This window comes from Kitasatospora sp. NPDC057940, assembly GCF_042887425.1.
Taxonomy (GTDB): Bacteria; Actinomycetota; Actinomycetes; order Streptomycetales; family Streptomycetaceae; genus Kitasatospora.
This window is the reverse complement of sequence record NZ_JBHVPH010000007.1, coordinates 119,654-146,045: the sequence shown is the minus strand read 5'-3', so window position 1 is coordinate 146,045 and position 26,392 is coordinate 119,654. Positions and strand designations below refer to the sequence as shown.

Annotated in this window: 21 protein-coding genes and 1 riboswitch; of the genes, 5 read left to right on the top strand and 16 right to left on the bottom strand. The window is 76.5% G+C overall.

All coding sequences use genetic code 11. The features are described from left to right. Positions 1 to 285: 285 nt before the first annotated feature. Positions 286 to 1,122 (top strand): helix-turn-helix domain-containing protein, encoded by an 837-nt coding sequence (locus ACFVTF_RS14170; RefSeq protein ID WP_387813431.1) that lies wholly within the window; start codon positions 286 to 288, stop codon positions 1,120 to 1,122. 26 nt (positions 1,123 to 1,148) lie between these two features. Here ACFVTF_RS14170 and ACFVTF_RS14165 read toward each other — a convergent pair whose 3' ends face one another. From ACFVTF_RS14165 to ACFVTF_RS14140, 6 genes are all read right to left on the bottom strand, one after another. After that, positions 1,149 to 2,012: an ECF transporter S component gene (locus ACFVTF_RS14165; protein WP_387813428.1), complete on the bottom strand. Its 864-nt coding sequence runs from the start codon at positions 2,010 to 2,012 to the stop codon at positions 1,149 to 1,151. Continuing rightward, positions 2,009 to 3,616 (bottom strand): ABC transporter ATP-binding protein, encoded by a 1,608-nt coding sequence (locus tag ACFVTF_RS14160; RefSeq protein ID WP_387813426.1) that lies wholly within the window; start codon positions 3,614 to 3,616, stop codon positions 2,009 to 2,011. The genes ACFVTF_RS14165 and ACFVTF_RS14160 overlap by 4 nt, the downstream gene beginning before the upstream one ends. Further along, complete coding sequence (locus ACFVTF_RS14155; RefSeq protein ID WP_371516769.1) at positions 3,613 to 4,716, bottom strand: CbiQ family ECF transporter T component; 1,104 nt, start codon at positions 4,714 to 4,716, stop codon at positions 3,613 to 3,615. Before ACFVTF_RS14155 ends, ACFVTF_RS14160 begins: the two co-directional genes overlap by 4 nt. Positions 4,717 to 4,774: 58 nt before the next feature. Continuing rightward, on the bottom strand, positions 4,775 to 5,542 hold the full coding sequence (locus ACFVTF_RS14150; protein ID WP_387813422.1) for an SCO2322 family protein: 768 nt from the start codon (positions 5,540 to 5,542) through the stop codon (positions 4,775 to 4,777). Next, on the bottom strand, positions 5,539 to 6,780 hold the full coding sequence (locus ACFVTF_RS14145) for a prenyltransferase/squalene oxidase repeat-containing protein (protein ID WP_387813419.1): 1,242 nt from the start codon (positions 6,778 to 6,780) through the stop codon (positions 5,539 to 5,541). Before ACFVTF_RS14145 ends, ACFVTF_RS14150 begins: the two co-directional genes overlap by 4 nt. A 117-nt stretch (positions 6,781 to 6,897) precedes the next feature. Further along, positions 6,898 to 6,973, bottom strand: a riboswitch (cobalamin riboswitch). 92 nt (positions 6,974 to 7,065) lie between these two features. Continuing rightward, entirely contained in the window at positions 7,066 to 7,695 is a 630-nt protein-coding gene (locus ACFVTF_RS14140) for a TetR family transcriptional regulator (protein WP_387813703.1), read from the bottom strand. 254 nt (positions 7,696 to 7,949) lie between these two features. On the opposite strand from ACFVTF_RS14140, the gene ACFVTF_RS14135 reads away from it, so the two are divergent. The 3 genes from ACFVTF_RS14135 to ACFVTF_RS14125 all read left to right on the top strand — a co-directional run bounded on the left by ACFVTF_RS14135 (position 7,950) and on the right by ACFVTF_RS14125 (position 11,191). After that, a complete protein-coding gene (locus tag ACFVTF_RS14135) occupies positions 7,950 to 9,260 on the top strand; it encodes a glycosyltransferase family 4 protein (RefSeq protein ID WP_387813416.1) in 1,311 nt (436 codons plus the stop codon). A 123-nt stretch (positions 9,261 to 9,383) separates the two neighbouring features. Then, the gene (locus ACFVTF_RS14130) at positions 9,384 to 10,133 is read left to right on the top strand and encodes a methyltransferase domain-containing protein (RefSeq protein ID WP_363372252.1); all 750 of its coding nucleotides are present in this window, start codon (positions 9,384 to 9,386) and stop codon (positions 10,131 to 10,133) included. Next, on the top strand, positions 10,130 to 11,191 hold the full coding sequence (locus tag ACFVTF_RS14125; protein WP_371516765.1) for a prenyltransferase: 1,062 nt from the start codon (positions 10,130 to 10,132) through the stop codon (positions 11,189 to 11,191). The genes ACFVTF_RS14130 and ACFVTF_RS14125 overlap by 4 nt, the downstream gene beginning before the upstream one ends. Positions 11,192 to 11,302: 111 nt before the next feature. Here ACFVTF_RS14125 and ACFVTF_RS14120 read toward each other — a convergent pair whose 3' ends face one another. From ACFVTF_RS14120 to ACFVTF_RS14105, 4 genes are all read right to left on the bottom strand, one after another. Beyond that, a complete protein-coding gene (locus tag ACFVTF_RS14120) occupies positions 11,303 to 12,223 on the bottom strand; it encodes a hypothetical protein (protein ID WP_387813412.1) in 921 nt (306 codons plus the stop codon). A gap of 195 nt (positions 12,224 to 12,418) precedes the next feature. Continuing rightward, entirely contained in the window at positions 12,419 to 13,381 is a 963-nt protein-coding gene (locus ACFVTF_RS14115; RefSeq protein ID WP_387813410.1) for an N-acetylmuramoyl-L-alanine amidase, read from the bottom strand. Between the two features lie 7 nt (positions 13,382 to 13,388). Then, positions 13,389 to 14,567, bottom strand: coding sequence for a hypothetical protein (locus ACFVTF_RS14110; protein WP_387813408.1), 1,179 nt, complete (start codon positions 14,565 to 14,567; stop codon positions 13,389 to 13,391). A 170-nt stretch (positions 14,568 to 14,737) separates the two neighbouring features. Further along, positions 14,738 to 15,394, bottom strand: coding sequence for a class I SAM-dependent methyltransferase (locus ACFVTF_RS14105; protein ID WP_387813405.1), 657 nt, complete (start codon positions 15,392 to 15,394; stop codon positions 14,738 to 14,740). 176 nt (positions 15,395 to 15,570) lie between these two features. Here ACFVTF_RS14105 and ACFVTF_RS14100 point away from each other — a divergent pair, with 176 nt between their 5' ends. Next, positions 15,571 to 16,662, top strand: a complete 1,092-nt coding sequence (locus tag ACFVTF_RS14100) for a Zn-dependent alcohol dehydrogenase (RefSeq protein ID WP_387813402.1) — start codon at positions 15,571 to 15,573, stop codon at positions 16,660 to 16,662. Between the two features lie 113 nt (positions 16,663 to 16,775). On the opposite strand, the gene ACFVTF_RS14095 is transcribed toward ACFVTF_RS14100, so the two are convergent. From ACFVTF_RS14095 to ACFVTF_RS14070, 6 genes are all read right to left on the bottom strand, one after another. Next, positions 16,776 to 16,949: a hypothetical protein gene (locus ACFVTF_RS14095; protein ID WP_350885024.1), complete on the bottom strand. Its 174-nt coding sequence runs from the start codon at positions 16,947 to 16,949 to the stop codon at positions 16,776 to 16,778. A gap of 167 nt (positions 16,950 to 17,116) precedes the next feature. Further along, positions 17,117 to 18,823 (bottom strand): ATP-binding cassette domain-containing protein, encoded by a 1,707-nt coding sequence (locus ACFVTF_RS14090; protein ID WP_387813399.1) that lies wholly within the window; start codon positions 18,821 to 18,823, stop codon positions 17,117 to 17,119. Between the two features lie 206 nt (positions 18,824 to 19,029). Then, positions 19,030 to 20,685, bottom strand: a complete 1,656-nt coding sequence (locus ACFVTF_RS14085) for an ATP-binding cassette domain-containing protein (protein WP_387813396.1) — start codon at positions 20,683 to 20,685, stop codon at positions 19,030 to 19,032. A 115-nt stretch (positions 20,686 to 20,800) separates the two neighbouring features. After that, entirely contained in the window at positions 20,801 to 20,944 is a 144-nt protein-coding gene (locus tag ACFVTF_RS14080; RefSeq protein ID WP_159398410.1) for a VenA family class IV lanthipeptide, read from the bottom strand. Positions 20,945 to 21,182: 238 nt separating this feature from the next. Further along, positions 21,183 to 23,180, bottom strand: a complete 1,998-nt coding sequence (locus ACFVTF_RS14075) for an alpha/beta hydrolase family protein (protein WP_387813392.1) — start codon at positions 23,178 to 23,180, stop codon at positions 21,183 to 21,185. Continuing rightward, positions 23,177 to 26,383, bottom strand: a complete 3,207-nt coding sequence (locus ACFVTF_RS14070; protein ID WP_387813389.1) for a lanthionine synthetase LanC family protein — start codon at positions 26,381 to 26,383, stop codon at positions 23,177 to 23,179. Before ACFVTF_RS14070 ends, ACFVTF_RS14075 begins: the two co-directional genes overlap by 4 nt. Positions 26,384 to 26,392 lie beyond the last annotated feature (9 nt).

Sequence of the window (26,392 nt, the reverse complement as noted above, 5' to 3'; positions counted from 1 at the left end):
ACCGTCGCAGGTGAGCACCGGGTGTGGCCGGATGGCCCGGACCGTGTGATCGGCTGACGGCGGCTGGGAGTGCGCCCCGGGCTTGTGGGGCTGGGGCGCGCTGGGGGGTGTGCGCTTGCGCCGCCCGTTTGGGTGATGTGGTGGGGAGTTTGACGCTCGGTTAGCGCATTACGGTGATCATTGGGTCGGCGCGGGCCTTCGGAGTGACGGCCTGTCCGCGACAAAAGTGAGCCCCGGCGGTGCGCGAACACCCCGGGGAATGGCACTAGGAGTAAAGGCTCCCGAATGCACATTCATCGTATCCCGAAGCACTCGCCCGGGTACACGATCCTCGACAACGGCCACGTCGTCCGGAAGCACTCACTGAGTTGGGCGGCGCGTGGGCTGCTCAGCTACCTGCTCAGCCTGCCGGACGGTGCGCGGGAGGACATCCGGACGTTGGCGGCGAAGAGCGTCGAGGGCCGGGCGACGGTGGCGCGGGCGCTCCGTGAGCTGGAGGCGGCCGGGCACTACGTGCGGCGGACGCAGCGGGATCCGGTGACGGGGCAGGTGCGGACGATCGTCTCGGTGCACGAAGTGCCGGTGACGGGCAAGGCGGTTCACACCGTGCCGCCGCCTCCCGCGTCCCCGGCCGCCGGTGGGCCCGGAGCTGGGGTGGCGTGCGCCGGGAAGGCGGGAAGCCCTTCCGAAAAGGTGAGGGTGAAGGAAGCGGAAGTTCCCTCCGTCCCTCCGTCCGGGAAGTTGACGGCGGGCATGGCGTTGCTGCTCGAACTCGGGCGCAGGGATCCCCGGATGGCGTTGGCGGGCAAGCCGCTGTGCGATCAGGCCGCGCGGGTGGAGGGACTGCTCGCGGGCGGGTGGAGCGGGGAGGCGCTGGCGGGGATTCTGGCCGCGCCCTTGCCGGAGAGGGTCACGCACAGCGTGGGGGCGGTGCTGGCGGGGAGATTGGCGAAGGTGCCGCCCGTTCCGTTGACCTCGTTGACTCCGCTGGACGGCGGCGGGTCGGGGCCGCGTCGGCATGAGTGCCCCGGGCGGGACGGCTTGTGCGGGCGGCCCGTCGCGGGCGCCGGGCAGGTGTGCGGGGAGTGCCGGGCTCCGAGGGGGTTGCGGGCCTTGCCGTAGTCGACCCCGCTGCGGGGCGAAGGAGTTCACCCGCTCGGCGGCTGGAACGCCACCGGCGCGTCGAAGGCGGCCCGGCGGGTGGCGCGGCGCAGGGCGCGCAGGACGGCGGTGCCGAGGGTGAGGCAGAGGACGACGGTGAGGGCGGCGCGGGGGAGGTCCCAGCCCAGCGACGTGGTGAGGCAGTAGGCGGCGAAGCGGACCAGGTTGGCGGGCAGCGGGTCGCCGGGGACGAAGGAGATGGAGCCGGAGAGCCCGGCGATGTACGGCCAGCCCTGGAGGTTCATGATCGTGCCGTAGAGGACGGAGGCCAGCGCGCCGTAGCCCGCGAGCAGCCAGAGCTCGCGCCGGCCGCGCAGACGTGCGGCGCCAGGGAGGAGGCCGGCGCCGAGGCAGACCCAGCCCATGGCGAGCATCTGGAACGGCAGCCAGGGCCCGACGCCGCCGGTGAGCAGCGCGGACGCGAACATCGACAGCGAACCGAGGACGAATCCGAAGCCCGGCCCGAGCACCCGGCCGGACAGCACCATGAGGAAGAACATGGGCTCCAGCCCCGCCGTGCCCGCGCCGAGCGGCCGCAGTGCCGCGCCCGCCGCCGCCAGCACCCCGAGCAGGGCCACGGACTTGGCGTCCAGGCCGGGAGCGCCGCCGCCCGCCGTGCGGCCCTCGGAGATCTGGGCGATGACGACGGCGAGGAGCAGCGGCAGCAGCAGGGCGAACAGCCAGGGGGCGTCGGTGGCGTGGCCGACCAGGGCGGACTTGGTGGAGGCGAGCAGCGGCCAGCCGAAGGCCGTCACGCCGACGAGGGAGGTCAGGAGCAGGGCCGTCACGGACCGGCGGCCGAGGGGCACGGGGCGACCGGCAGGAACACCGGAGGGAACGGGGCGGCTCATGCGCTCAGTGCCTCCGCGACCTGGCGGACGGTGAGCCACGGGCCGGGTGCCAGCACCTTGGCGACCTGCGGGGCGAACGCGGGGGAGGAGACGACGATGTCGGCCGTCGGGCCGTCGGCGACGATCTCGCCCTCGGCCAGGATCACCGTGCGGTGGGCGAGTTCGGCGGCGAGTTCGACGTCGTGGGTGGCCAGCAGGACGGCGTGGCCCTGTGCCGCGAGGTCGCGCAGGATCTCCACCAGCCGGGCCTTGGCGGCGTAGTCGAGGCCGCGGGTCGGCTCGTCGAGCAGCAGCAGCGGGGGCCGGGCGGTGAGCACGACGGCGAGCGCGAGGGTGAGCCGCTGGCCTTCGGAGAGGTCGCGCGGGTGGGCGGTGTCGGCGATGCCGGGCAGCAGCCGTTCGACCAGGGCGCGGCAGGTGCCGGGGGCGGCGTCCGCGTCGGTGTCGGCGGCGGCGCACTCGGCGGTGACGCTCTCGCCGTAGAGGAGGTCGCGCGGGTCCTGCGGGACGAGGCCGACCTGGCGGATCAGTTCGGCCGGGCGGGTGCGGTGCGGGGTGCGGCCGCCGACCGTCACCCGGCCGGAGGCGGGGGCGTGCAGGCCGACCAGGCTGCCCAGCAGGGTGGACTTGCCGGCGCCGTTGCGGCCCATCAGGGCGGTGATCTCGCCGGGGTGCAGTGCCAGGTCGACGCCGCGCAGGGCCTGGACGGGGCCGCGCCGGACGGCGAGGCGCTCGGCGGTGGCGGTCGGTGCGGCGGTCGGAGCGGCCGCAGCGGACGCGCCCGGGTGCAGGCCGTCCAACCGGGAGCGCAGCCCGGCGGCCTTGCGGCGGGCGTCGCGGACGGACAGCGGCAGCGGCCGCCAGCCGGCGAGCCGTCCGAGGCCGACCACCGGCGGGTGCACCGGCGAGTGCGCCATCACCTCGGCGGGCTCGCCGAGGACGGGCGGGGCGCCCGGGGTGAGCAGCAGCACCTGGTCGGCGTACTGGACGACGCGCTCCAGCCGGTGCTCGGCCATCAGCACGGTGGTGCCGAGGTCGTGCACCAGCCGCTGGAGGACGGCCAGCACCTCCTCGGCGGCGCCCGGGTCCAGCGCCGAGGTGGGCTCGTCGAGGACCAGGACGCGCGGGTGCACGGTGAGCACCGAGCCGATCGCGACGCGCTGCTGCTGGCCGCCGGAGAGGGAGGTGAGGGCGCGGTCGCGCAGGTCGGCGAGGCCGAGCAGGTCGAGGGTCTCCTCGACCCGGCGCCGCATCACGTCGGCGGGCAGGCCCAGGGACTCCATGCCGTAGGCGAGTTCGTCCTCGACGGTGTCGGTGACGAAGTGCGCCAGCGGGTCCTGGCCCACCGTGCCGACCAGGTCGGCGAGTTCGCGCGGCCGGTGCTCGCGGGTGTCCCGGCCGCCGACCGTGACCCGGCCGTGCAGGGTGCCGCCGGTGAAGTGCGGGACGAGCCCGCTGACCGCGCCCAGCAGGGTGGACTTGCCGGAGCCCGACGGGCCCACCAGCAGGCAGAGTTCGCCTTCGGGGACGGTCAGGTCGACGTCCGCGACGGCGGGGGCGGCGGCGTCCGCGTACCGGACGGAGACCTGCTCGAAGGTGATCACGAAGCCCTCCGGGGCGGGGTCGGGGCGGCGAACGCCGGTACCAGGCCGAGCAGTACGGCCAGTACGGCGGCCAGCGGCAGCGCGGGGACGGTCGGCGGGACGACGGTGGGCGCGAAGGCGGCCGGGTCGCGCGTGGACAGGTAGATGGTCAACCCGGCGACGGCGGCGCCCGATCCGGCGGTCAGCCACTCGGGAAGTGCCCAAGGATCGGGTCGGTAGCGGGTCCTGACGGATCGTCGGCTGCCCAGCAGCAGCCCGGCGAAGGCGGCGGCCAGGCCCAGCAGCAGCACCGGCGGCGCCCAGCCCGCGCCGCCCGCGGTCAGCAGCCCGTACGCGGCCAGGCAGATCCCGAGCAGGCCGGCCAGGGTGAGCGCGGCCGTCGCCCGGGCGAGCCGGCGCGGGACGTCCGCGGTGCGGCCGAAGCCGCGGGTGTCCATCGCCGCGGCCAGCGCCACCGAACGCTCCAACGCGCCCTCCAGGACGGGCAGTCCGACGCTCAGCACGGCGGCGATCCCCCGGTCGGTGCGGCCGCGCAGGCGGCGGGCCGCCCGCAGCCGGCGGACGTCCGCGACCAGGTTCGGCGCGAAGGTCATCGCCACCACCACCGCCACGCCCGCCTCGTACAGCGCGCCGGGCAGGGCGCGCAGCAGGCGGGCCGGGCTGGCCAGCGCGTTCGCGGCGCCCACGCAGACCAGCAGGGTGGCCAGGCGCAGCCCGTCGTACAGGGCCGCGAGCAGGCCCTCCACGGTCACCCGGCCGCCGATCCGCACTCCCTGCGCCCAGACGGGGAGCGGCACTTCGGGCAGGGTGAACAGCACGTGCGTGCCCGGAATCGGCGAGCCGAGCAGCACCGCGAACACCAGCCGGATGCCCAGCACCAGCAGGCCCAGCCGCAGGAACGCGCCGTACGAACGCGACCAGGGCGCGTCGCCGCGCCGGGCCGCGACCACGTACCCGGCGACGGCGGCGAGCAGCAGCAGGATCACCGGATTGGTGGTGCGGGTCGCCGCCGCGCCCAGCCCGAGCGCCCACAACCACCAGGCCCCGGGGTGCAGTTGCCGGGGGCCGGTGGGCGGGCGGGTGGTGCGGGCGGTGCTCATGGGTCAGTCCAGGTGGAGGGGTCCGGAGGGGGAGCGGCTCGGGGGGCTTCAGGAAGCTTCAGGAGGTACGGCGGCGGCGCGCCTGCCAGACGGCACCGCCGGCCAGCACGGCGATCAGCGCGCCACCGGCGATCAGGCCGACGTCCGGGCCGGAGTCCGAGCCGCCGCCGTCGCCGGACGGGCCGGCCGGCTTGGCCGCCGACCCGAGCTGGTCGGCGCACCCGGCCTTCGGGAAGCCCGCGATGGCGCAGAGCAGGCCGTTGGCGTCGTAGCGCAGCGGCGGGGCGACGGCGGCCAGCACCTCGGCCGAGGTGGCGTTCGAGACGACGCTGGCGCACGCGCTCCGCTGCTCGGGCGGAGTCTCGCCGGAACCGGAACCGGAACCGGAAGCCGAGCCGGAGCCGGAGCCGGAGCCGGAAGCCGAGCCAGAGCCCGAGCCGGAAGCCGAGCCCGAGCCGGTGTCGGCGGCGGTGCCGAAGTCCAGCACGACGGCGACCCGCTTGTGGCCCGCCTGCGCGGGTGTGTCCGCACAGACGGCGGCGAAGTCGCCCGCCGTCCGGGGCCGCGCCGCATCCTGCCCGCCGTCCGGGCTCACCGCGAACCGCCACCCGTCGACGGCCCCGTCCGGAGGCACGGCGACGGCCGGCCCCTGCTGCTGGTACAGCCACCCGTCGCCGCCGGCACGCCAGAACGACCAGTACCGGTACCCCGTCGTCGCCTCCGCCGGCGCACCGGCGGAGGCGACCAGCAGGAGCACCGCACCGAGCAGCGCACCGAACAACGAGCCGAGGCCGCGGCGGCCCGGGCGCGCGGGGCGGGGTGTCACAGGCTCTGGCCGCGCTTGCGCTGGAGGCTGAGGAGGAGGCCGCCGCCGAGGCCGACGAGGAGCCCGACGATGATCAGCCAGTACTGGCCGATGCCGTCGTCCTTCTTGGACGCCGTCGTCGCCGGGGCGGCGCCGGCGGTGGCCTTGAGGGCCGGGCCGAGGGCGGTGAGCTCGGCGGTCAGCGGGGCGGTGTCGCGCTGGGCGGCCTGGGTGACGAGCAGGAGGCTGGCGGTGGCGGCGGCGTCGGTGCCGCCCTTGGTCCAGCCGGCGCCTTCCTTGGCGAGCCAGTCGACGGCGCCGGCGGCCTGCTGGGGGTGGCCGCTCTGGATGAGGCCGAGGGCGGCCCAGGCGGTGGCGTTGTAGTCGGGGGTGGGGGCGGCGCCGGGGGTGGTGAGGGTGAGGTGGTTGTCGCCCGCGGCGAGCTGGGCGGTGAGGTACGCCCCGGCGGCCTCGCCGGAGTCGGCGTGCGCGACGGGAGTCGCCGCGGCGGAGGCGGAGTCGCAGCCGAGGGCCTTGGGCGCGGCGTCGGTGCGGGCGGTGGTGGCGACCGGGAGGTGGCCGCCGGCGGCGGCGAGCGAGGCCTGGGCGCTGGCGAGGGCGTTGGGGGCGAGGGCGCCGGAGGACGGGTCGGGCTGGTAGGCGAAGGCGCCGCGCTGGTCGGCGGGGGCGGCGCAGCCGAGCTGGAAGAGGGCGAGCCCGTCGAAGGCGTTCTTGCCGGCCTTGGCGACGCCGGCCGGGTCGGTCTTGGCGGCGAAGAGGGCGTTCACGGCGAGGCCGGTGGAGTTGGCGTCGCCGGGGCTGCCGGGGTTGTAGGGCCAGCTGCCGTCGGCGTTCTGGGTGGCCTTGAGCCACTGGACGCCCTTGTCGACGGCTTCCTGGTGCCCGCCGAGGGCGACGAGGGCCTGGACGGCGACGGCGGTGGCGTTGCTGTCCTCGGTCTTGGGGTCGCAGGCGGCGCCGGCGGCCCGGAAGGAGGGCCAGCCGCCGTCCTCGCACTGCTGTCCGGTGAGCCAGCCGACGGCGGAGTCGGCCGGGACGGCCTTGGCCGCCGCGAGCGCGGTGAGCGCGAGGGACTGCCGCCAGACGCCGTCGTACGTCGGGTCGCCCTTGCCGTAGAGGCCGTCGGGGACGGCGGCGGCGGTGGGCGCGGGGCTGTCGGCGAGGGCCGGGCCGGCGGCGGCGCCGGCGAGGAGCGCGGCGGACAGGGCGGCGGCGCCCAGGCGGGCGGCGGTGAGCATGGTGGAGGTGTGCCTTTCGGTGAGCGGTGGTGGCCCGGCGGGGCCGTTCCGTAGTCCTCGACGGTGCCGGGCGGTGCGCGTGGCGGGCCCGGGCTGGCCGCTCGCCCCTCCACGGGCGGTCCGACTCGCCCGGGCCGTCACGGGGGCCGGGCTCACGGTTGCGGGGTCAGCGCCGGATTCGCACCGGCTTCCCCCGGGGGAGGGACGGGATGAAGTTGTGCTGTCCGTCGACTTTAACCGCCGGGCGCGGCCGACCCCTCCTGCCCGGGCAGGAACAGGTTCCAGTCAGGGCAGGGTGAGCAGTCGGGCCGCGGTGTGCAGGTCGGCCCGGACCTCGGCGATCGAGGCGCGGCCGGAGAGCCAGGCGACCAGGGCGGAGTGCCAGGTGTGCTCGATCACCCGGACGGCCGCGCGCTGGCTCTCGCTGGGTGGCCCGGACTGGCCGATCGCGTCCAGGATGAGCTGGCCGGTGGCGGTGCTGACCTGGTCCACCTCGGCGCCGACGGAACGGTCCGCGAAGGACAGTGCCCGGACCATCGCCTCGGCGAGCAGCGGTTCGCGCTGGAGCGCGTGGAAGGCGCGGGTGAGCGTGTCGGCGACCCGCGGGGCCGGCTCGGGGTCGGTCGGCGGGTGGCGCCGGATGTGCTCCTGGAGGCCCTGCAACTGCTCCAGCATGACCGCGACCAGCAGGTGCACCTTGGACGGGAAGTACCGGTAGAGCGTGCCGAGGGCGACCTGGGCGGTCTCCGCGACCTCCCGCATCTGCACCGCCTCGTACCCGCCCCGGGCGGCCAGGGTGGTGGCGGCCCGCAGGATCCGGCGTCGGCGTTCGGCCTGGCGGGCGGTCAGCGGCGGCTCGCCCGGCTGTGCGGGGGGCGGGGTGGTGGGGCTCGTGGAGGTGGTCGGCGGCGGCAAGGAGTGCTCCCGGGGCGCGTGGGTGGCGGCGTGCTCCACAAGGTCGGCAGGGTCGGCGTGGCGGGAATCACCAGCCCTGGCTCCTGAGGGAAAGCTACGGGCCGGTATCTTCGAGGTCTCTCATTGTTCACATGGTCGATGACGAGTTCCACAGCCACTGAAACCTGATCTACTTTAGCGACCGGCGGCAGCGCCGTCGCCGAGGCAGAGACAGCAGCAGCACAGGAATAGCAGCTAGAGATGAGGGCCCGAGGATGACCGCGCAGCCGCTGCGGATTGCCCTGCTGTCGTACCGCGGGGACCCCTTCTGCGGCGGTCAGGGCGTGTACGTGCGCCACCTCTCCCGTGAGCTGGCCAGGCTCGGCCACCACGTGGACGTGATCGGTGCCCAGCCGTACCCGGTGCTGGACGAGGTCGAGGGCCCCGGTTCGGTGCGCCTGGTCGAGCTGCCCAGCCTGGACCTCTACCGCGCCGAGGACCCGTTCCGCACGCCCGGCCGCGGCGAGTTCCGCAGCCCGGTGGACGTGCTGGAGTTCGCCACCATGCGCACCGGCGGCTTCCCCGAGCCGCTGACCTTCTCGCTGCGCGCCCGCCAGTACCTGGCCCGGCACAAGGGCCGCTACGACGTGGTGCACGACAACCAGACGCTCGGCTACGGCCTGCTGGGCCTGGCCCGGCACGGCTTCCCGCTGGTCACCACGATCCATCACCCGATCACCGTGGACCGGCAGTTGGAGCTGGACGCGGCCACCACCCGGGTCAAGCGGCTGTCGCTGCGCCGCTGGTACGCCTTCACCCGGATGCAGCGCCGGGTCGCCGCCCGGCTGGACCACGTGATCACCGTCTCCGGCACCTCGCAGCGCGAGATCGCCGAGCACCTGGGCGCCGCGCCGGGCGCGATCTCGGTGGTGCCGATCGGCGCCGACACCCGGCTCTGGTCGCCCTCCGAGGAGATCGCCCGCGTCCCCGGACGGATCGTCACCACCTCCAGCGCGGACGTCCCGCTCAAGGGCCTGGTGTTCCTGGTCGAGGCGCTGGCGAAGGTGCGCACCGAGCGCCCCGCGCACCTGGTGGTGGTCGGCAAGCCGCAGAAGGAGGACGGCCCGGTGGCGGAGGCGGTGCGCCGCTTCGGGCTGGCCGACCACATCGAGTTCCGCAGCGGCCTGACCGACCAGGAGCTGGTCGACCTCTACCGCTCGGCCGAGGTGGCCTGCGTGCCGTCGCTGTACGAGGGCTTCTCGCTGCCCGCCGCCGAGGCGATGGCCACCGGCACCCCGCTGGTCGCCACCACCGGCGGCGCGATCCCCGAGGTGGCCGGGCCGGACGGGGAGACCTGCCTGGCCGTGCCGCCGGGGGAGCCGGACCGGCTGGCGGCGGCGCTCGGCCGGCTGCTGGACGACCCGCCGCTGCGCGCCCGGCTCGGCGCGGCCGGCCGGGAGCGGGTGCTGGCCCGGTTCACCTGGGCGCGGGCCGCCGAGCTGACCGCCGACGCCTACCGGGCGGCGATCGCCACCGGCGCCGGCGCCCGGGCCCGCTCCGGGCCGGGCTGGCGGTACGTGCCCTGAGTCGCTGCGGCCGCCCTGCGCGGCGCCCGCCCGGCGGCCCCGGCCGCCCGGTGCGGAGCGGTAGCGGATCGAACTGACGCGGCGTCAAGTTCGCTTGGTAGCAAAAGGAATGGGAGCCCTGCAGTGCTGACCGTCGATTTCTCGCGCTTCCCGCTCGCCCCCGGCGACCGGGTGCTCGACCTGGGCTGCGGCGGGGGCCGGCACGCGTTCGAGTGCTACCGCCGCGGCGCCAACGTGATCGCCCTCGACCAGAACGCCGAGGAGATCGCCGAGGTCCAGAAGTGGTTCGCCGCGATGGAGCAGGCCGGTGAGGCCCCGGAGGGCGCGTCGGCGGTCGCGATGGAGGGCAACGCGCTGGCGCTGCCGTTCGAGGACGACTACTTCGACAAGATCATCATCTCCGAGGTGATGGAGCACATACCGGACGACAAGGGTGTGCTCAACGAGATGTTCCGGGTGCTCAAGCCGGGCGGGCTGCTCGCCGTCACCGTGCCGCGCTGGCTGCCCGAGAAGATCTGCTGGACGCTGTCCGACGAGTACCACGAGGTCGAGGGCGGCCACATCCGGATCTACCGGGGCGACGAACTGCTCGGCAAGCTCAAGGACGCCGGCCTGGAGCCCTACGGCACCCACCACGCGCACGCGCTGCACTCGCCGTACTGGTGGATCAAGTGCGCGGTCGGCGTGAACAACGACAAGGCGCTGCCGGTCAAGGCCTACCACCAGCTGCTGGTCTGGGACATCGTCGGCACCCCGGTGATCAGCACGCTCACCAAGGCCGCCGAACGGGCGCTCAACCCGGTCATCGGCAAGAGCTTCGTCGCCTACGCGTCCAAGCCGCGGCGGACCGAGCCCGGGCGCGTGGACGCATGACCGCCGCCGTCCCCGAGGCACTGCTGCTCGACGGGGTGCTCGACGCCGAACAGGCCGCCGGCACCGTCCGCAGCATCCTGGCCGAACAGCGCCCCGACGGCGCCATACCGTGGTTCGCCGGCCACCACCTCGACCCGTGGGACCACACCGAGGCCGCCATGGCCCTCGACACCGCCGGCGAGCACGCCGCCGCCGAGGCCGCCTACCGCTGGCTCGCCGCCACCCAGAACCCGGACGGCTCCTGGTACGCCGCCTACACCGACGGCGCCGTCACCGACCGGGCCAAGGAGACCAACTTCTGCGCCTACGTGGCCGTCGGCGTCTGGCACCACCACCTCAGCGCCGGCGACGACGCCTTCCTGGAGTGGATCTGGCCCGTCGTCCGGCGCGCCCTGGACTTCATCGTCGGCCAGCGGCTGCCCGGCGGCCCGATCGCCTGGCGCCTCGACGAGGACGGCACCGCCACCGACGAGGCGCTGCTCACCGGCTCGTCCAGCATGCTGCACGCGCTGCGCTGCGGGCTGGCCATCGCCGAGTACCTGGAGGAGCCGCAGCCCGACTGGGAGCTCGCCGCCGGCCGGCTGGGACACGCCATCACCCACCACCCCGAGCGGTTCCTCGACAAGGGCCGCTACTCGATGGACTGGTACTACCCGGTGCTCGGCACCGGACTGCGCGGCGACGCGGCGCTGGAGCGGATCGACCGGGACTGGGACCGCTTCGTCGTCCCCGGCCTCGGCGTGCGCTGCGTCAGCGACCGCCCGTGGGTGACCGGCGGCGAGAGCGCCGAACTCGCCCTCGCGCTCTGGGCGATCGGCCGCTCCGACCGCGCCGTGGAGATCCTGCGCTGGATCCAGAAGCACCTGCGGCACGAGGACGGCTCCTACTGGACCGGGTACGTCTTCGAGGACGACGCCGTCTGGCCGGAGGAGCGCACCACCTGGACGGCTGGCGCGCTGCTGCTCGCGGTCGCCGCGCTCGGCGGAGACCCGGCGACGGTCGCGGTCTTCGGCGGCGAGCAGCTGCCCGCCGGGCTGGTGGTCCAGGACTGCTGCTGAGGTCCGTGGCCGTGGCCGTGGCCCCTGCGACGGCTGGGGCCCGTACGGGCAACGCGAAGGGGTGGGACCGGAGAGATCCGGTCCCACCCCTTCGTCGTACGGGCGGGGGCGTCAGCCGCGCTGGATGCCCGAGGTGTCGGCCAGCAGGCCGACGGTGCCGTCCTGCAGCTGGGCGACCAGCGCGCTGCCGCGCTGCTCGACCGCCAGGTACCAGGTGCCGGGCACCAGCTCGCCGACGGGGGCGCCCGCCGGGTTGTCCTTCGACGCCAGCGGGCGCGGGGCCGGGACGGCGAACCAGAACGGTGCGAAGTCGGCCGCCGGGGCGGCCGGGGTCGGCTGCGGCTGCGCGGCCGGGACCGGCTGCGGGGCGGCGGCCGCGTCCTGCGGCTGACCGGCCTGCACCGGCTGCGGCTGGCCGGCCGCCGGGTAGCCGTAGCCACCGGGCTGGGCGCCGTACGCCGGGGCCTGGTTCGGGTCCTGGCCCGGGGCCGGGTAGCCGTACTGGCCGGGCTGCACCGGCTGGCCGGGCTGGCCCGGGGCCGGGTAGCCGCCCTGGTAGGGGACGGCCGCCGGACGGTCGGCGACCAGCGGGGCCTTCAGCGCGGGCACCAGCGGCGCGGCCACGGCCGCACCGGCCAGCACGATCAGCGCGATGAGGCCGAGCCAGGCGCCGAAGCCGTGCCCGAAGCTGCCGCCGGCCGGGCCGCCGGCCAGCGACCACAGCGACGTCCACAGCGCGACGACGGCGAAGGAGATGCCCCACTGGTCCAGCCGCAGGCCGAGCACCTGGCGCCCGGCCGCGGCCTCGCCCTGGAAGCGGTGCAGCAGGATCAGCACGGCGGAGGCGATGCCGAGCAGGTAGATCGAAGGCAGGATGGGGAACAGCTGGGTGCTCCACGCGTTCTGCGACGTGTCGCCGCAGTACCGGCCGGTGCAGTCCACCGTCCAGTAGGGCAGGAAGGAGGCGATGAAGAGCAGGACGGCCGCGCCGGCGACGGCGGCGTCTCCCCTGGTGAGAGCGCGCAGATTCACTAACGTTCCCCTCGTTGACGTGTCGTGGACGGCGGTTCGTGCGGTCGGGCTGACCGGCCGAAACTCCCGAACGGACCAGAAGCCTAGGCCCAACCGCACCGCCGGTGCACGGCGGGACCGGGAATGGGGCGAAGTCGTTGCCAAAGGCGCGACCCGGGCGTCGCGCACGCCGTCGGCCGCCCCGGCCCAACTTCCTTACCGGGTGGTCAGATACGCCGTCAGCGCGTCGGCGATCCCCTGGGCCGCCCGCTGCCGCCACTGAGGATCCGTCATCCGTTTGGCGTCCACCGGGTTGCGCATGTTACCGCACTCGATGAACACCTTCGGCACCGTGGACAGGTTCAGGCCCCCCAGGTCGGAGCGGGTGTCCAGGCCGTCGCTCGCGGTGTAGTCCGCGTACGGCTCGCCCGTCGCGGCGCGGAAGTGCTCGCGCAGCAGCAGGCCGAGCCGGCGCGAGGGCTCGACGATCGCCGCGTTGTCCGCCTTCCCGGCCGCCACCTTCGCCGGGAGGATCACGTGGAACCCGCTGCCGCCCGCCGGACCGCCGTCCCCGTGCACCGACAGGGCCACGTCGGCGTGCGCGTCGGCGCCGGCCCGGGCGCGCTCGTCGATGCAGGGGCCCCACGGGCGGTCGCCGTCCTGCGCCAGCACCACCGTCGCGCCGCGGGCGGCCAGGATGGCGCGGGCCCGGTGGGAGACGTCCAGGGTGTACTCGGCCTCGGTGTAGCCGGAGTTGGTCTCGGTGCCGGTGGTGTCGCACTGCTTGCGGGAGTTGCCGATGTCGACCAGGCGGTTGATCTCGGCGGTGTGCGCGGAGTTGCCGGGGTTGTGGCCGGGGTCGAGCAGGATGGTGCGGCCGGTGAGCGCGGTGGGGGAGACCGGGGTGTCCGACGGGGCGGGTGTCGTCGGAGTCGCCGGGGTGGTCGGGGGCGCCGGGGTCGTCGGCGTCTGGGCCGGGGTTCCCGGTGCGGTGGTTTCCGGGGTGGCGGTTGCGGCCGGGGAGGTGGCCGGCGCGGCGGTGCCGCCCGCCGCCGCGGTGTGGCCGAGGGACTGCCAGCCCAACCAGCCCGCCAGGCAGAGCGGAACGGCCGCGCCCACCGCCGTGGTGGCGCGCAGCAGGGTGGAACGGCGGGGCGGTCGGGAGTTCGGGCCGGTCACGGGTGGATCAGATCCTGTCCTGGGTGCGCGGGGTGAGGCCGTAGGTGTCGGCGATCGGCTTCCACTTGCCCGCGAAGTCCTTCTTCGCCTGGGTGGCCTGCGGGTTGAGCTCGTCGGCCCGCTTCTTGTCGGCGGTGGTCGGGGCCGAGCCCGAGCAGCCCTGGCCGGCGACCGCCCGCGCCCAGTTCGCGTACGCCCGGTCGATGTCGGCCGACAGCTGCCAGGCGGACTTCAGCGACGCCATCGCGTCCGCGCCGCCCGGCACGTCGGAGGCGTTCAGCTTGGCGAGCTTGCGCAGCAGTTCGTCGCGCTGCTTGGCGCCGTTGTCGAACACCTGCGCCGCGCTCTCGATGTCGGCCTTCGCCGGGCAGCTGCTCACCTTGGCGACCGCGCTGCCGATCGGGGCCTTCGCGCTCTCGCCCTCGGTGAGCAGGCCGTCCAGGGCCTGTGCCTGCGTCTTGGCGTTGGCGCCGGCACCGCTCGCGGTCGGGGACGGCGCCGGGGCGGACGAGGCCGGGTCGCCGGCGCCGTTCGGCGTGGCGTCCGTACCGGTCGCCGGGCCCGTCGGCGGGTTCCCGGTGGACGTCGCGGAGGCGGACGGCGGGGCGGGCGCGGCCTGGTCCTTCTTGTCGCCGCTGTTCCGGGCGGCCACCAGCAGGCCGCCGCCGACCGCCACCACCAGGAGCAGCGCGAAGCCGATCAGCAGCGGTGCCTTCCGGTTGTTCGGGCGGTCCTCGTCGTCCGGGTCCTCGTAGCCGGCGGGATAGGCGGAGGGGTGGTCGGCGGGGTGGTCGGGCTGCCCCTGGTACGGGACGTACGGGGGCTGCTGCGGGCCGGCGGGCGGCTGCGGCGGGTACACGTAGCCGGGGCCGGGGACCTCGCCGGACACGTAGCCGGGCCCCGGGGTCTGCGCGGACGCGTGGGAGGGGAACGGCGCCGGCGGCGGCACGGACGGCGGCTTCGGGGCGGCCAGGTACGGGCGGGCACCCAGCGGCGGGCCCTGGTCCCCGACGGCGCCGGCGGCGGGCGGCAGCGCGGCCCCGTCCCGCGGTGCGGCGGGCTGGGCGGGGGCGGGCTGCGCCGGGGTGGGCTCGGCGGGTCGCTGCGGGCCGCGCACCCAGCCGCCCGCGCCGCCGCGCGCGGTGGGGTCCCAGACTGCCGGAGCGGTGTTGTGCTGGTCCGTCATGTGCCGCTAGCCCCCACCGTCCGCCGATGCTCTGCCTGGTGCTGCGCGGACACCGTACCGTTCGAACCTCCGCCCGACAGCTCCGGCACGACGTTAGAGCATCCGTGCAGGGCTGTGGGGCCGCTCGGCGGATCGGGCGGTGGGCGGATCGGGCTGCGGGCGGCGGGCGGTCAGCTCGTGGCGGTCCGGCGCAGGACGCGCAGCGAGCCCGTCACCGAGACCTCCTCGAAGCCCTCGGCCAGCGCCCGCAGGTACACCCGGTACGGGGCCTGGCCGCCGTCCGCCGGGTCCGGGAACACGTCGTGCACCACCAGCAGCCCGTCCGGCGCCAGGTGCGGGGCCCAGCCCTCGTAGTCGCCGGTCGCGTGCTCGTCGGTGTGCCCGCCGTCGATGAACACCAGGGCCAGCGGCCGGCCCCACAGCGCCGCGATCCGCGGCGAGCGGCCCACCAGCGCCACCACGTGCTCCTCCAGCCCGGCGGCGTGCAGCGTCCGGCGGAACCGCGGCAGGGTGTCCATCAGCCCCACCTCCGGGTCCACCAGCGTCGGGTCGTGGTACTCCCAGCCGGGCTGCTGCTCCTCCGAGCCGCGGTGGTGGTCCACCGTCAGCGCGGTCGTCCCGGTCTCCCGGGCGGCCGCCGCCAGCAGGACCGCCGAGCGGCCGCAGTAGGTGCCGATCTCCAGCACCGGCAGCCCGGTGCGCCGCGCCGCCGTCACCGCCGCCGCGTACAGCGCCAGCCCCTCGTCCACCGGCATGAACCCGGTGGCCGCCTCGAACGCCGCCAGCACCTCGGCCGCCGGGCGGACACTCTCCAGCAGGTCGGACATGACGGTGCTCCTCGGGCTCGGGACGTGCGCGAACGCGTTCGACCCGGACCCTACTCGACGGTAGAGGGGCGGACCACAGCGGCCCTGGAACGTGTTCTAGTCGGGTCGGGGCGCCCGTGCCAGAATCGGGCCCGACCGTGGAAACCGAGCACACGAGGCACACCGGGAGCAGCCCCATGCGCGCAGCCGTCCTGCACAAGACCGGCCAGGAGACCCTCGACGTCCGGGAGGACGTGACGGCCGTCGGCTTCGGGCCGGGCGCCGTACGGGTCCGGATGCGCGCCGCCAGCCTCTGCCACTCCGACCTCTCGGCGATGAGCGGCGTCCTGCCGCAGCCCGCGCCGTTCGTCCCCGGGCACGAGGGCGCCGGGGAGGTCGTGGAGGTCGGTGCGGGCGTGACCGGCCTCGCCCCCGGCGACCGCGTGGTGCTCTGCTGGATGGCGCCCTGCGGCCGCTGCGCGCACTGCGAGCGGGGCCGTGGCCACCTGTGCATCGCCAGCCTGCGGCGGCTCGGCGCGCCCGGCTTCCGCTTCGAGGACGGCGGCGCGGTGGTCGAGGCCTCCGGGTTCTACGGCACCGGGGCGTTCGCCGAGGAGGTCGTGGTCGCCGCGGACGCCGTCATCAAGGTGCCCGCCGACCTGCCGTACGAGGCCGCCGCGCTGATCGGCTGCGGGGTGACCACGGGCGTCGGCGCCGCCGTCAACACCGCCCGGGTCGAACCCGGCGCCTCCGTCGCGGTGATCGGCGCGGGCGGCGTCGGGGTCGCCACCGTGCAGGGCGCCCGGGTCTGCGGCGCCGCCCGGATCACCGTCGTCGACCCGGTCGCCTCGCGCCGCGAGCGGGCCCTGGCCTTCGGCGCGACCGAGGCGATCGCCCCCGAGGACCTGAAGGCGACGGCGAAGGGACTGCCCGGCGGCGGCTTCGACCACGTCTTCGAGGCCGTCGGCCGGTCCGCCACCGTCCGGGCCGGTTACGACGCGGCCCGGCGCGGCGGCGCGGTCGTGGTGATCGGCGCCGGCGCGCAGGACGACCTCGCGCAGTTCACCATGGGCGAGCTGTTCTTCAACGAGAAGCGCCTGCTGCCCTCGCTCTACGGCGGGGCGCCGGTGGCCCGCACCATCGCCCTGGTCGTCGACCTGTGGCGGGCCGGGCGGATCGACCTCGACGGCATGATCAGCCACCGCGTCGACCTGTCGGACGTCAACGAGGCGATCGCCCAGATGCGCAGCGGCGAGGCGCTGCGCACGGTCGTGACGCTGGGGCGCTGAGCCGCGGGCCCTGCCCGAACCCCGGACCTAGGACCCCGAACCCAGGACTCGGGACGCGACGAGGGCCCGCCGGGGGGTGCTCCCCCCGACGGGCCCTCCCGGTGCGGGTGTGGTCAGCCCCGGTCCGCCGCGGCGCGGTGCCGGCCGTGCGGGTCGGCCTCGGGCTTGTCGTCGGCGGCGGAACGGCCCCGGTGCCGGCCGTGCGACGAGGTGTCCCCGGCGGTGCTCTCGTCGGCGTCGGTCCCGTTGGCCGTGGGTCCGGTGGTGTCGGTGAGGGTGTCGGACATCAGAAATCGTCTTTTCCGTGCGGAGGGTGCAGGTCATCGGCGCCCGACCGGCGCTTGGCGGCGCGCGGTCGGGTCCCCGATCGGGCGCTCGGTACGCGCCACAGCCGGTGATCGCGGCCCGTGCCCCGGCCACCATAACGGCCGGAACGGACGAGATCCTATCGAGATCATGACGCGCGACCCGCCGTCGAACCCAGCCAGTGACCGACCAACTCGCGGTACAGCGGGGACAGCACCTGAAGATCGCCGTGCCGGGCGAGCACCCCCCGCCCGCCGTCCAGCAGCAGCACCCGGTCCGCGCGCAGGGCCGAACTGATCCGGTGCGCCACCACGACGAGAGTCCCGGGCCGGGCGGCGAACGCCCGCTCGACCCGCTCCTCCGCGCGCGGGTCCAGATGGCAGGTCGCCTCGTCCAGCACCACGACCGGCGCCGGCGACAGGTACGTCCGCACCAGCGCGATCAACTGCCGCTCCCCGCCCGACAACACGCCCGGATCGGGCAGGACGGCCTCCGGGCCGCCCAGCCGCGCGACCAGCCGGTCGGCCCCCAGCACACGGACGGCACGGGCGAGTTGCTGCTCCGTGACCTCCGGGGAGAGCCAGGTCAGATTGGACCGCACCGGCCCCGGGAACACGTACGCCTCCTGCGGCACCAACGCCACCAGCCGCGCCCGCGCGGCCCCCGCCAGCCCGTCCGGCCGCACTCCGCCCACCGACACGGCCCCGCCCGTCGGCGCCAGCACCCCGGCCAGCAGGGCCGCCAGCGTCGACTTCCCCGCCCCGCTCACCCCCACCACGGCCACGTGCTCCCCGGGCCCGAACCCGACCTCCAGCCCCTCCAGCACCGGCGCCCCGGCCCCGTCGTGCCCGTACCTCAACCCGCTGACCAGGACCTCCGGCTCCGGCCCCGCGGCTGCCCCGGGCGGCGTGCTCGGGGGCGCGTCCGCCGGGGGGTCGCCCGTGGTGGCGGCCAGGCGGTCCAGGACGACGGCGAGGTTGAGCAGCCAGCCGCCGACCGTACCCGCCAACGTCCTTACCGCCGGGTCGAGTTGCTGCAGCAGGTAGGTCGCGACGCCGAGCGGTTCGCCGGGGGTCAGGGCCTCGCGGGCGAGCAGCCACGGCGCGGCGGCGAGGACGGCCGGCACGGGCAGCCGGCCGCCGAGGGCCACGACCAGCGCGCGCAGGGCCGAGGCCCGGCCCAGGGCACGGGAGGCGGCGGCGCTCGCCCGGGCGGCCCCGGTCAGCGCCTCGGCGACCTGCTCCCGGGTGCCCGTGGCCTGCACGTCGCGCAACCCGTGCAGCGCCCGCCCCGCCTCGGCGGCCAGCCGCTCCTCGGCGAGCACGACCGCCCTCCGCCGCGCCACCAGCGGGCGCAGCAGACGGAAGAAGAGGAACCCGGCGGCGAGCAGCGGCAGCAGGACCAGCGGCAGGACGACGGGCGCCAGCAGCGCCAGGCCCACCAGGGCGGCGACCAGGGTGACCCCGACGCCGCGCAGGGTGCGCAGCAGGGTGGCGGTCAACTGCCGCGCGGACTCGACCTGTTCGGTGAGCCGGGCGACCTCGGCCGGATCCGCCGACGGCCGGGCGAGCGCGCTGTGGACCAACCGCTCGACCAGGGCGTCCCGCAGCGGCTCCACCACCCCCGCCAGGTGCGGGAACCCGGCCCGCGCCGCGTACGCCCGGACGGCCATCGCGGCACCGAACCCGGCCAGCCAGGCCACCCCGGCCCCCGGCCGCCCGGCCAGGAACCCCTGGTCGACGGCGGCCGAGACGAACAGCCCGGACAGCAGCGGCGGCAGCGCCTCCACCCCGGACCACCCGAGCAGCCGGAGCAGCGGTCCGCGGGTGACGGCCAGTTGCCGGAACAGCAGCACCCAGCCGGGGGAGGCGGACGCGGGAAGTCGGCGTCGCCGACTTCCGGTGCCGGGCCGGCGTGGGGCCCCGGCCGGTGCAAGCCGTGGTGCGGCACGTCGGCGATGCCGACTTCTCGTGCCGGGCGGCGCCGGGGCCGGTGGGTGTACGGGAAGTCGAGCGGGCCGACTTCCCGCACCGCCGTCGGGCCGGGAGCGGTGGCGGGCCATCAGGCGGCGGCCGTCTGGAGGGCGGTGTCCGACAGGGCGGCGCGGTAGTCGGGGTCGGCGAGGAGGGTGGCGTGCGGGGCGAGGGCGCGCAGACGGCCGGCGTCGAGCCAGGCGACGAGGTCGGCGCGGGCGGCGACGGCGGCGCGGTGGGCGACCACCAGCCGGGTGCGGCCGAGGGTGGCGCGGTCGAGGGCCTCGGTGACCAGGTACTCGGTGGCGAGGTCCAGGCCCGAGGTGGCGTCGTCGAGGACGACGACCCGGGCGGGCTGGGCCAGGAGCCGGGCCAGGCCCAGGCGTTGCAGTTCGCCGCCGGAGAGCCGGAGTTCGTCGAGCGGGGTGTCCCAGCCCCGGGGCAGCCGCTGGAGGAAGCCGTCCGCGCGGGCGGCCGCCGCCTCGGCGGGCCCGGCGCCGGCCAGCGCGTCGCGGACCGTACGGCCGGTCAGGGCGGGCCGGGCGAAGGCGTAGCCGACCGCGTGCCGCAGTTCGGCCGGGGCCAGCGCGTCCACCGGGACGCCGTCGATCAGTACGGCGCCCTCGTCGGGGTCGCGCAGCCGCCCGGGCAGCGCGGCCAGCAGGGACTTGCCGGAGCCGGAGCGCCCCACCAGCGCGACCGTGCGGCCGCCGGGGACCGTCAGGTCGAGCGGGCCGAGCAGCACCCGGTCGCCGTCGCGCACCACCACACCGCGCAGGACGACCTCCCCGTAGCCGCCGGCGGGGAGGGCCGCCAGGCCGGGTTCGGCCGGGCGGACGGCCAGCAGTTCGTCGGCCCGGGCCTGCCCGGCGCGGGCGTGCGCCACCGCGACCAGCGCCTCGACCTGTTCGAAGAGCCCGGCGCCGAGGGCCGCCCAGCCGGCCGCGGCGGCGAGCGCTCCGGGGGCCAGAGCACCGTCGGCGAGGAGCGCTCCGGCGGTGGCGAGCACCGCGACCTCGACCACCGCGATCAGCAGGGTGGCCTGCCAGGCGGTGCGCCGCTGCGCCGCCCAGAGCGCCTGCCCGGTGGCGGAGAGTTCCGGCAGCGGCGCCAACACCCTTGCCGCCTCGCGCTGTTCGGCACCGGCGGCGTGGATGCTGCGCAGCCCGGTGAGGGCGCCGCTGAGCCGGGCGGCCAGGTCGGCCTGGACCTCCTGATAGCGGGCGAACACCGGCCCGGCCTCGCGCAGGAAGAGCCGGATCAGCACCACGCCGGGGACGACGCCCGCGAAGAAGGCGAGCGCCAGCCACGGCGACAGCAGCCCGAGCCCGACGATCGCGCCCGCCGAGGTGAGCAGCGCCGTGGCCGCGCCGAGGACGGCGGGCAGCCGGCCGCCCGCGTCGCCGGCCGAGCCCAGCAGACGGGCGGCGAGGTCGCCGGGCGGTGGTCCGTGGCGGAGCCGGCCGCCGGGCCCGAGGGCGAGCAGGTGGCGGACGAGGCGCCCGCGCAGGGCGGCGGTGGCCTCGGCGGAGCAGGCCGGGCCGGCCGCGGCGGCGGTGGCGTCGGCCGCGGCGGCCACGCCCAGGACGAGGACGAGCCGTACGAAGGCGCCGGGCCCGGGCCGGTGGCCGAGGGCGGCGTCGACGGCCGCGGCGAGGGCGGCGGGCAGGGCGAGCGTGGTGGCGGCCCCGATCGGCAGGGCGATGCCGAGTGCGAGGGTCCAGCCGGTGGGGCGGCGGGGCAAGTCGGAGCTCCCGTCGGAACGTTGAGTCGGGGGGGCGGGCACGTGCGGGGAACGGACGGTGCCGTCCCCGCCTGTCCGGACAGGCGGGGACGGCACCCACGGCTCACCGCCTGGATCAGCTGTTGGTGAAGATCAGGCAGGTGAGGATGAGACAGGTGTACTGGCAGCCGGCGCCGTGGCCGGTCAGCTCGACGGACTCGGTCTCCGGCAGGTCCTGCAGCGCCGCGAGGTCGGTCTCGAAGTCCACCATGTTCTCCATGATCGGGTTCCTCCCCTGGAACTACGCCCGCCGCGATCTGCCTGCGGGCATCGGGTGTCGCCCCCGGGCGGCTCGGTCCGCCGCGCCGGGGTGGTGCCCCGGGCCGCGTCGGGCCCGGGAGTCTGTGTGGTGAAGGTGTCGACGTCCTGGGGTGTCGAGGAGCCGAGGAGTCGACGTCCTGACGGGTCGAGGTGTCGACGTGCCGAGGTGCCGAGGTGCCGAGGTGCCGGGGCTCCGGTCAGCCCGGTCGGCCGGTCCGCAGGAAGGCGGCCAGCAGCTCGTGCAGCACGGCCGCGCCCTCCTCGGCGAGCACCTCGTGCCCCGATCCGGCCGCCTCGACGTATCGGAAGTCCGCGCCCTCGACCCGCCCGATCCGCAGCAACTCGTGCCGCAGCGAACGGGACTGGCTCACCGGCACGACCTCGTCCCGGTTGCCGTGCACCACCAGCAGCGGGGCGCTCAGCCGGTGCGCCAGCTGAAGGACGTCGCGCGGGCCGCGGGCGTCGGTGATCGGTTCGTCGCCGGCCAGCCGGGTGGTCAACGCCCGTACGGGGGCCGCCGCCTCGGCCAGCAGCCGGGCGCCGGACAGGAACGGTGCGACCACCGCGCAGCGGGACACCTGCTCGGTCGGCGCGTGCGCGGCCGCCAGCAGTGCCAGGAACGCGCCGTAGCTGACCCCGAACAGGGCCGGCGGCTCCAGCCCGAGTGCCGCGCGCTGGCCGGCGATGCCGTCCAGCAGGTACAGCACGTCGTCCAGGTCGGGCCCGCCCCAGGCGCCCCGGATGGCCATCGCGTGCGCCACCCCGTAGCCGGTGGAGCCGCGCTGGTTCGGTGCGATCACGGCCAGGCCCTCGGCGGCCATCCGCTGAAGGGCCGGGTCGAACTCCAGCCGCCAGGCGTCCGCCGGGCCGCCGTGCAGCGCCAGCACCAGGTGCGGGCTGCTCAGCCAGGTGTCCCCGCCGTACACCACGGCCTCCAACGGACCGGCCGGTCCGGCGAGTTCGAGGCTCTGCGCGGGCTGCCAGCGGCCGCCGTCCCCGGGTGCGGTGCTGCCGTCCACCCGCCAGCCCGGCGGCGGGGTGCGGGGGGCGCGCGGACCGCCGGGCTGCCAGGGCAGCACGGTGTCCCGCCACGGGCCGGGCAGGCCGGAGCCCAGCGGCGCCAGTTGCAGGGGCAGCGGCATCGGCATCGGGCCGGATCCGGCCCTCGCCGGGCCGTGCGCCAGCAGCGCGTCCACGTCCAGGGCGGCCAGCGCCGCCGGGTGGTCGGGCGAGGAGTACGGGAGCCGCAGCGCCGCTCTGCCCCAGTGGCCGACCGCGCCGAGCCGGCCGGGCGGCACCGGCAGCTGGTCCAGCCGGCCGGCGGCGGCCCGCCACAGGGCGAGCGCGGAGCCGGCGCCGTGGTCGACCTGCACCGCCACCTGCGGGCCGTCCGCCGTCCGCCGCAGCGCGACCGGCCGCAGGAACATGCCCGCCACGTGCAGGCACTCCGGGAACCGCAGCGGTTCGCCGCCGCCCAGCACGCCCCAGCCGAGCCGGTCGGTGCCCGGTGCGTCGCTGCGCACCATCGCGAACCGGCTGTCCGGGTCGAACAGCACCAGCCGGTCGTTGCTGCGCTCGCCGATCTCCAGCAGCGGGGTGGTCGTGCCGCTGCGCAGGTCCAGCGCCACGGTGCGGACGAGCCCCGCGTTCACCCGGTCCAGCGCCAGCAGTGCCCCGGCGTGGTCCAGCCAGGCGCCGCCGCCGTGCAACCCCGGGATCTCGGCGATCCGTTCGGGCTCGCTGCCGTCCGTCCGCACCAGCCAGGCGGTGGTCGCCGGGCGGGTGTCCGTTCCGAGGGCGAGCGCCACCGGCGTCCGAGGACCGGCGCCGGGGGGCGCCGGGACCGGCAGCAGCCGCAGCCCGGGCATCCGGATCGTGGCCAACTGCTGTTCCACGGCGCCGTTCTCGCCGTACGAGAGGCGGACCAGGTCGTGCCGATCGCCGTCGTGCCGGCAGACCAGCACCGAACCGTCCGGCAGCGCGACCAGTTGCGAACGCAGGCTCTCCGACCGGTTGCCGGACAGCGGCAGCGCCAGCGGAGTGGCCGGCCCGCCGTCCGAGGGCAGTCGCCAACTCTCCACGTACCAGCCGCCGTCGGCGGCCGAGGCGAGGCAGGCGGCGTGACCGCCGTCGGCGGCGAAGGTGAAGCTCAGCCGGCGCAGCGCCTGCGCGACGGTCCGGGTGGCCACGTTCATGCCCCGCTCACCCCGCTGCCCGTGCCCTGGATCCGGCGTACGGCGGGCGGCACCGGATCCACCCAGAGCCGGGGGCCGCCGTGCCGCAGCCGCAGCAGGAAGGCCAGCGCGCCCGCCGCGCCGGTGCCGTAGCCGGCCGCGCAGCCCGTCCCGGTCTCGTCCGGCAGTATCAGCAGGCCGCCCCGCAGCGCCGACCGGGCGGCGATCAGCTGCGCCAATTCCTCGGCGCCGGAACGGAATTCGGGCTCCGCGGCGACCTCGGCGAGGTCGAGCAGGTACTCGCCGTCGCCGGCCAGGCCGTGGCAGGCGCTCACCCCGCCGTGCCAGCGCCCGGCCAGTACGGCCCGCCCGGCGGCCAGCGCCAGCCCGTGCGCGGTGGCGTCGCCGGTGGCCCGCCAGAGGCGCAGCAGGAAGGTGCCCACGCCGGACGAGCCGCTGCACCAGTGCGCCAGCCGGACGCGGTCCGGATCGCCCGCGCTCTGCGGCCACCAGGCGCTCTCGCGCGGCGCGTCCCAGCGGACGGTCGCGGCGAGCGTGTGCCCGGCCTCGACGGCGCCGGCCAGCAGTTCGCGGTCACCGGTCGCCTCGGCGGCGGCCAGCAGGAAGGCGCCCACACCGGCCACGCCGTGCGCGAAGCCGAGATGGGTGATCCCGGCGAGCGCCGAGTCGAAGTCCGCCGGCACCGGCCACACCCGGCCGTACGGCTCGGGTCGGGCGGCGGCGAGCAGGGCGTGGCCGCAGTGGGCGGCGCGGTCGAGGAAGGCCGGGTGGCCGGCGGGTTCGGTGGATTCGGCGGTTTCGGCGGCGAATCCTTCGGCGGCGAAGCGGAGTTGGGTGAACCCGGCGCCGGCCGCGCCGTGGCAGACGTCGGGGTTGGGCCACTCGACGGGGATCCGCCGGGCGAGCGCGGCGGCCCGCACGGCCAGCCCCTCGTCGCCCAGCGCCCGGGCGGCGTCCAGCAGCGCCCAGGCCGTCCCCGACCGCCCGAAGTGCAGCCCGGGCAGCACCACCGGCTCGGCGGCCAGGCGCCGTTCGATCCAACCGGCGGCCGTCCGCGCCGTCCGCGCGGCCTCCGCGCGCACCCCGCCCGGCAGGCCCTCCGTCGCCACCGCCCGCGCCAGCACCGCCAGCACCCCGGCGGCGCCGTGCTGCACGTTGCACGGATCCGTCCGCTCCCCGGCGGGCACGACCGGCCACAACCGGTCCCGCCGCCGGGGCGTGGCCGTGGCGGCCAGCTGCCGCAGGCCGTCGCACAGCACCCGGTCGAGGAGGCCGGCCGACGCGCGGCGGGCGGCGTCCGGCTCGGCGCCGTCGGGTCGAACGGCAGCCCGGAGGCCGCCGGCCGTGGCGGTCACGGCGGTCGCATCGGTCGCGTCGGTCGCGGAACGGTCGTCGTGGGTGTCGCCGGAGTGCTCGGCGGGCGTGGCCCGGTGGGCCGCAGCGTCCCGCAGGGGAGCCGCGGCGGCCCGCATGGCACCGGCCCTGACGGGCGCGGCACTGCCGTCGGCACCGGTCGCGCGGGCGGCCTGCGGGCCGTCGCGGCGCCCGGTGTGCGCGGTCCGCCGGTTCGGCGCCTGCCAGAGAGGGGTGACGGCGGCGGTGGTCTCCTGGCCGTGCGCGGCACCGGGGGCCCCGCCCTGGTGTGTGTCACCTCCGCGCCGGCCGTCCGCAGTGGTTCCGCCCGTGAGCGCCGCCCTGGCCTGGGCGAGGCTCCAGCGCTGCCCCGGCTGTTCGGCCCGGAGGCCGAGGACGGCGGGGGCGAGGCGGCGGGCGGTGGTGCCGGTGCGGGCGGCGAGGGCGAGCCAGCGGCCGAGGCGCTCGGTGACCGGGCGGGCCCGGGGGAGGTCGTCCGGGAGCAGCGGGTCGTGGCCGGTGGCGAGGAGGAAGAGCAGGCCGCCGAGGGCGTACAGGTCGACGGCCGGGTCGGCGACGCAGGTGCCGTCGTGGACGAGGCCGAGCCGGCCGGGCCCCTGTTCGGGGGCGCGGTAGCCGGGGGTGCCGGCGGAGCCGGCGGGGCGGCCGGTTTCGGCGGCGAGTTCGAGGTCGACGAGCCGGAGGCGGCCGTCGGGGCGGACCATCACGTTGCCGGGGGAGAGGTCGCGCAGGACGAGCCCTTGGGCGTGCACCTGCTCGACGAGGTCGAGGAGGGCGTGCGCGACCGGTCCGGCTTCGGCCCAGTCGACGTCGGGGCTGCCGTCGCGCCGCAGCCGGGCGGCGACCCACGCGCCGAGCGGCTGTCCGGCGATTCGTTCCTGCACGAGGAAGAGGGAGTCGTCCCGTTCGATCAGTTCGATCGGGTGGGGTGCCAGGCCCTGCCCGTCCAGCCGGGTCAGCAGGGCGGCCTCGTGCCGCAGGGCGTCGCGGGCGTCGGTGCCGGCCCGGTCGACCTCGATGTGCGCGCGGGCCTGCTTGACCACGACCTCGGCGCCGCTCGCGGCCTCCCGGCCGAGAAAGACCCCGCCCTTGGTGCTGTGTCGCACGGCGGCGGTGATCGCGTACCGCTCGGCGAGCAGCACGCCCGTGCCGCGCTTCGCCCCCGGCCGGGCCGCACCGGTCTCCAGCGGGTCCCTGACCCAGGACGGCGCCCGGTAGGAGGCGCCGCGCACGTCCTCGGCCCGTTCGCCGTCCGGCCCGTGCAGGACGGAGCGGTACTCCCCGTCGTGGCCGAGCTCGGCGCGGGCGGCGAAGGCGCCGTACCGGTAGTGGACCAGGCTGCCGGGCCGGTAGGGGCGGTCGGAGAGCACGACGGGCCCGGGCAGTCCGGCGGTGGCCCGGTCGAGTCCGGCGGCCAGCCGCCGGAACTGGGCGTCGTCGGCCGGGTAGACGGTGATGAACTTGCCCGCCGAACCCCGATCGCTGTTACGGGAGTTGAGTTCGCGCAGCCGTTGCTCCCCGGCGGCGAACTTGAACGGGCACGGGTCGTCGGCGAGAGTCCGTACGACGGCCGCGAGCACCGCCTCGCCCGCCGCCGAGGCCGCGCTGACGTGGAGCTTCCAGCCCTGCTCCGGGAGTCGAACCGACGCGGGCGGCCTGGCCGTGCACCAGAAGCCCCCGGCGGTGACCTCCCAGTCGCCGCCGCCTCCCCGGCCGCCGGCGTCCGCCAGCGCCGCCCGCGTCGTCTCCGGCCACGGTCCGGCCGCACCCGGCCCGTGGCCCGCCGATTCCCCGCCCCCGGCCGTACGCAGCGATGTGCCCGCCGCCATTCGCCACCA

Bases quoted from the DNA above. Each gene is read 5' to 3' on its own strand.
- ACFVTF_RS14170 (WP_387813431.1), top strand. From the start codon at position 286: ATGCACATTCATCGTATCCCGAAGCACTCGCCCGGGTACACGATCCTC.
- ACFVTF_RS14165 (WP_387813428.1), bottom strand. From the start codon at position 2,012: ATGAGCCGCCCCGTTCCCTCCGGTGTTCCTGCCGGTCGCCCCGTGCCC.
- ACFVTF_RS14155 (WP_371516769.1), bottom strand. From the start codon at position 4,716: ATGAGCACCGCCCGCACCACCCGCCCGCCCACCGGCCCCCGGCAACTG.
- ACFVTF_RS14145 (WP_387813419.1), bottom strand. From the start codon at position 6,780: ATGCTCACCGCCGCCCGCCTGGGCGCCGCCGCCCTGTCCGCCGCGCTC.
- ACFVTF_RS14135 (WP_387813416.1), top strand. From the start codon at position 7,950: ATGACCGCGCAGCCGCTGCGGATTGCCCTGCTGTCGTACCGCGGGGAC.
- ACFVTF_RS14125 (WP_371516765.1), top strand. From the start codon at position 10,130: ATGACCGCCGCCGTCCCCGAGGCACTGCTGCTCGACGGGGTGCTCGAC.
- ACFVTF_RS14110 (WP_387813408.1), bottom strand. From the start codon at position 14,567: ATGACGGACCAGCACAACACCGCTCCGGCAGTCTGGGACCCCACCGCG.
- ACFVTF_RS14105 (WP_387813405.1), bottom strand. From the start codon at position 15,394: ATGTCCGACCTGCTGGAGAGTGTCCGCCCGGCGGCCGAGGTGCTGGCG.
- ACFVTF_RS14100 (WP_387813402.1), top strand. From the start codon at position 15,571: ATGCGCGCAGCCGTCCTGCACAAGACCGGCCAGGAGACCCTCGACGTC.
- ACFVTF_RS14095 (WP_350885024.1), bottom strand. From the start codon at position 16,949: ATGTCCGACACCCTCACCGACACCACCGGACCCACGGCCAACGGGACC.
- ACFVTF_RS14080 (WP_159398410.1), bottom strand. From the start codon at position 20,944: ATGGAGAACATGGTGGACTTCGAGACCGACCTCGCGGCGCTGCAGGAC.
- ACFVTF_RS14075 (WP_387813392.1), bottom strand. From the start codon at position 23,180: ATGAACGTGGCCACCCGGACCGTCGCGCAGGCGCTGCGCCGGCTGAGC.
- ACFVTF_RS14070 (WP_387813389.1), bottom strand. From the start codon at position 26,383: ATGGCGGCGGGCACATCGCTGCGTACGGCCGGGGGCGGGGAATCGGCG.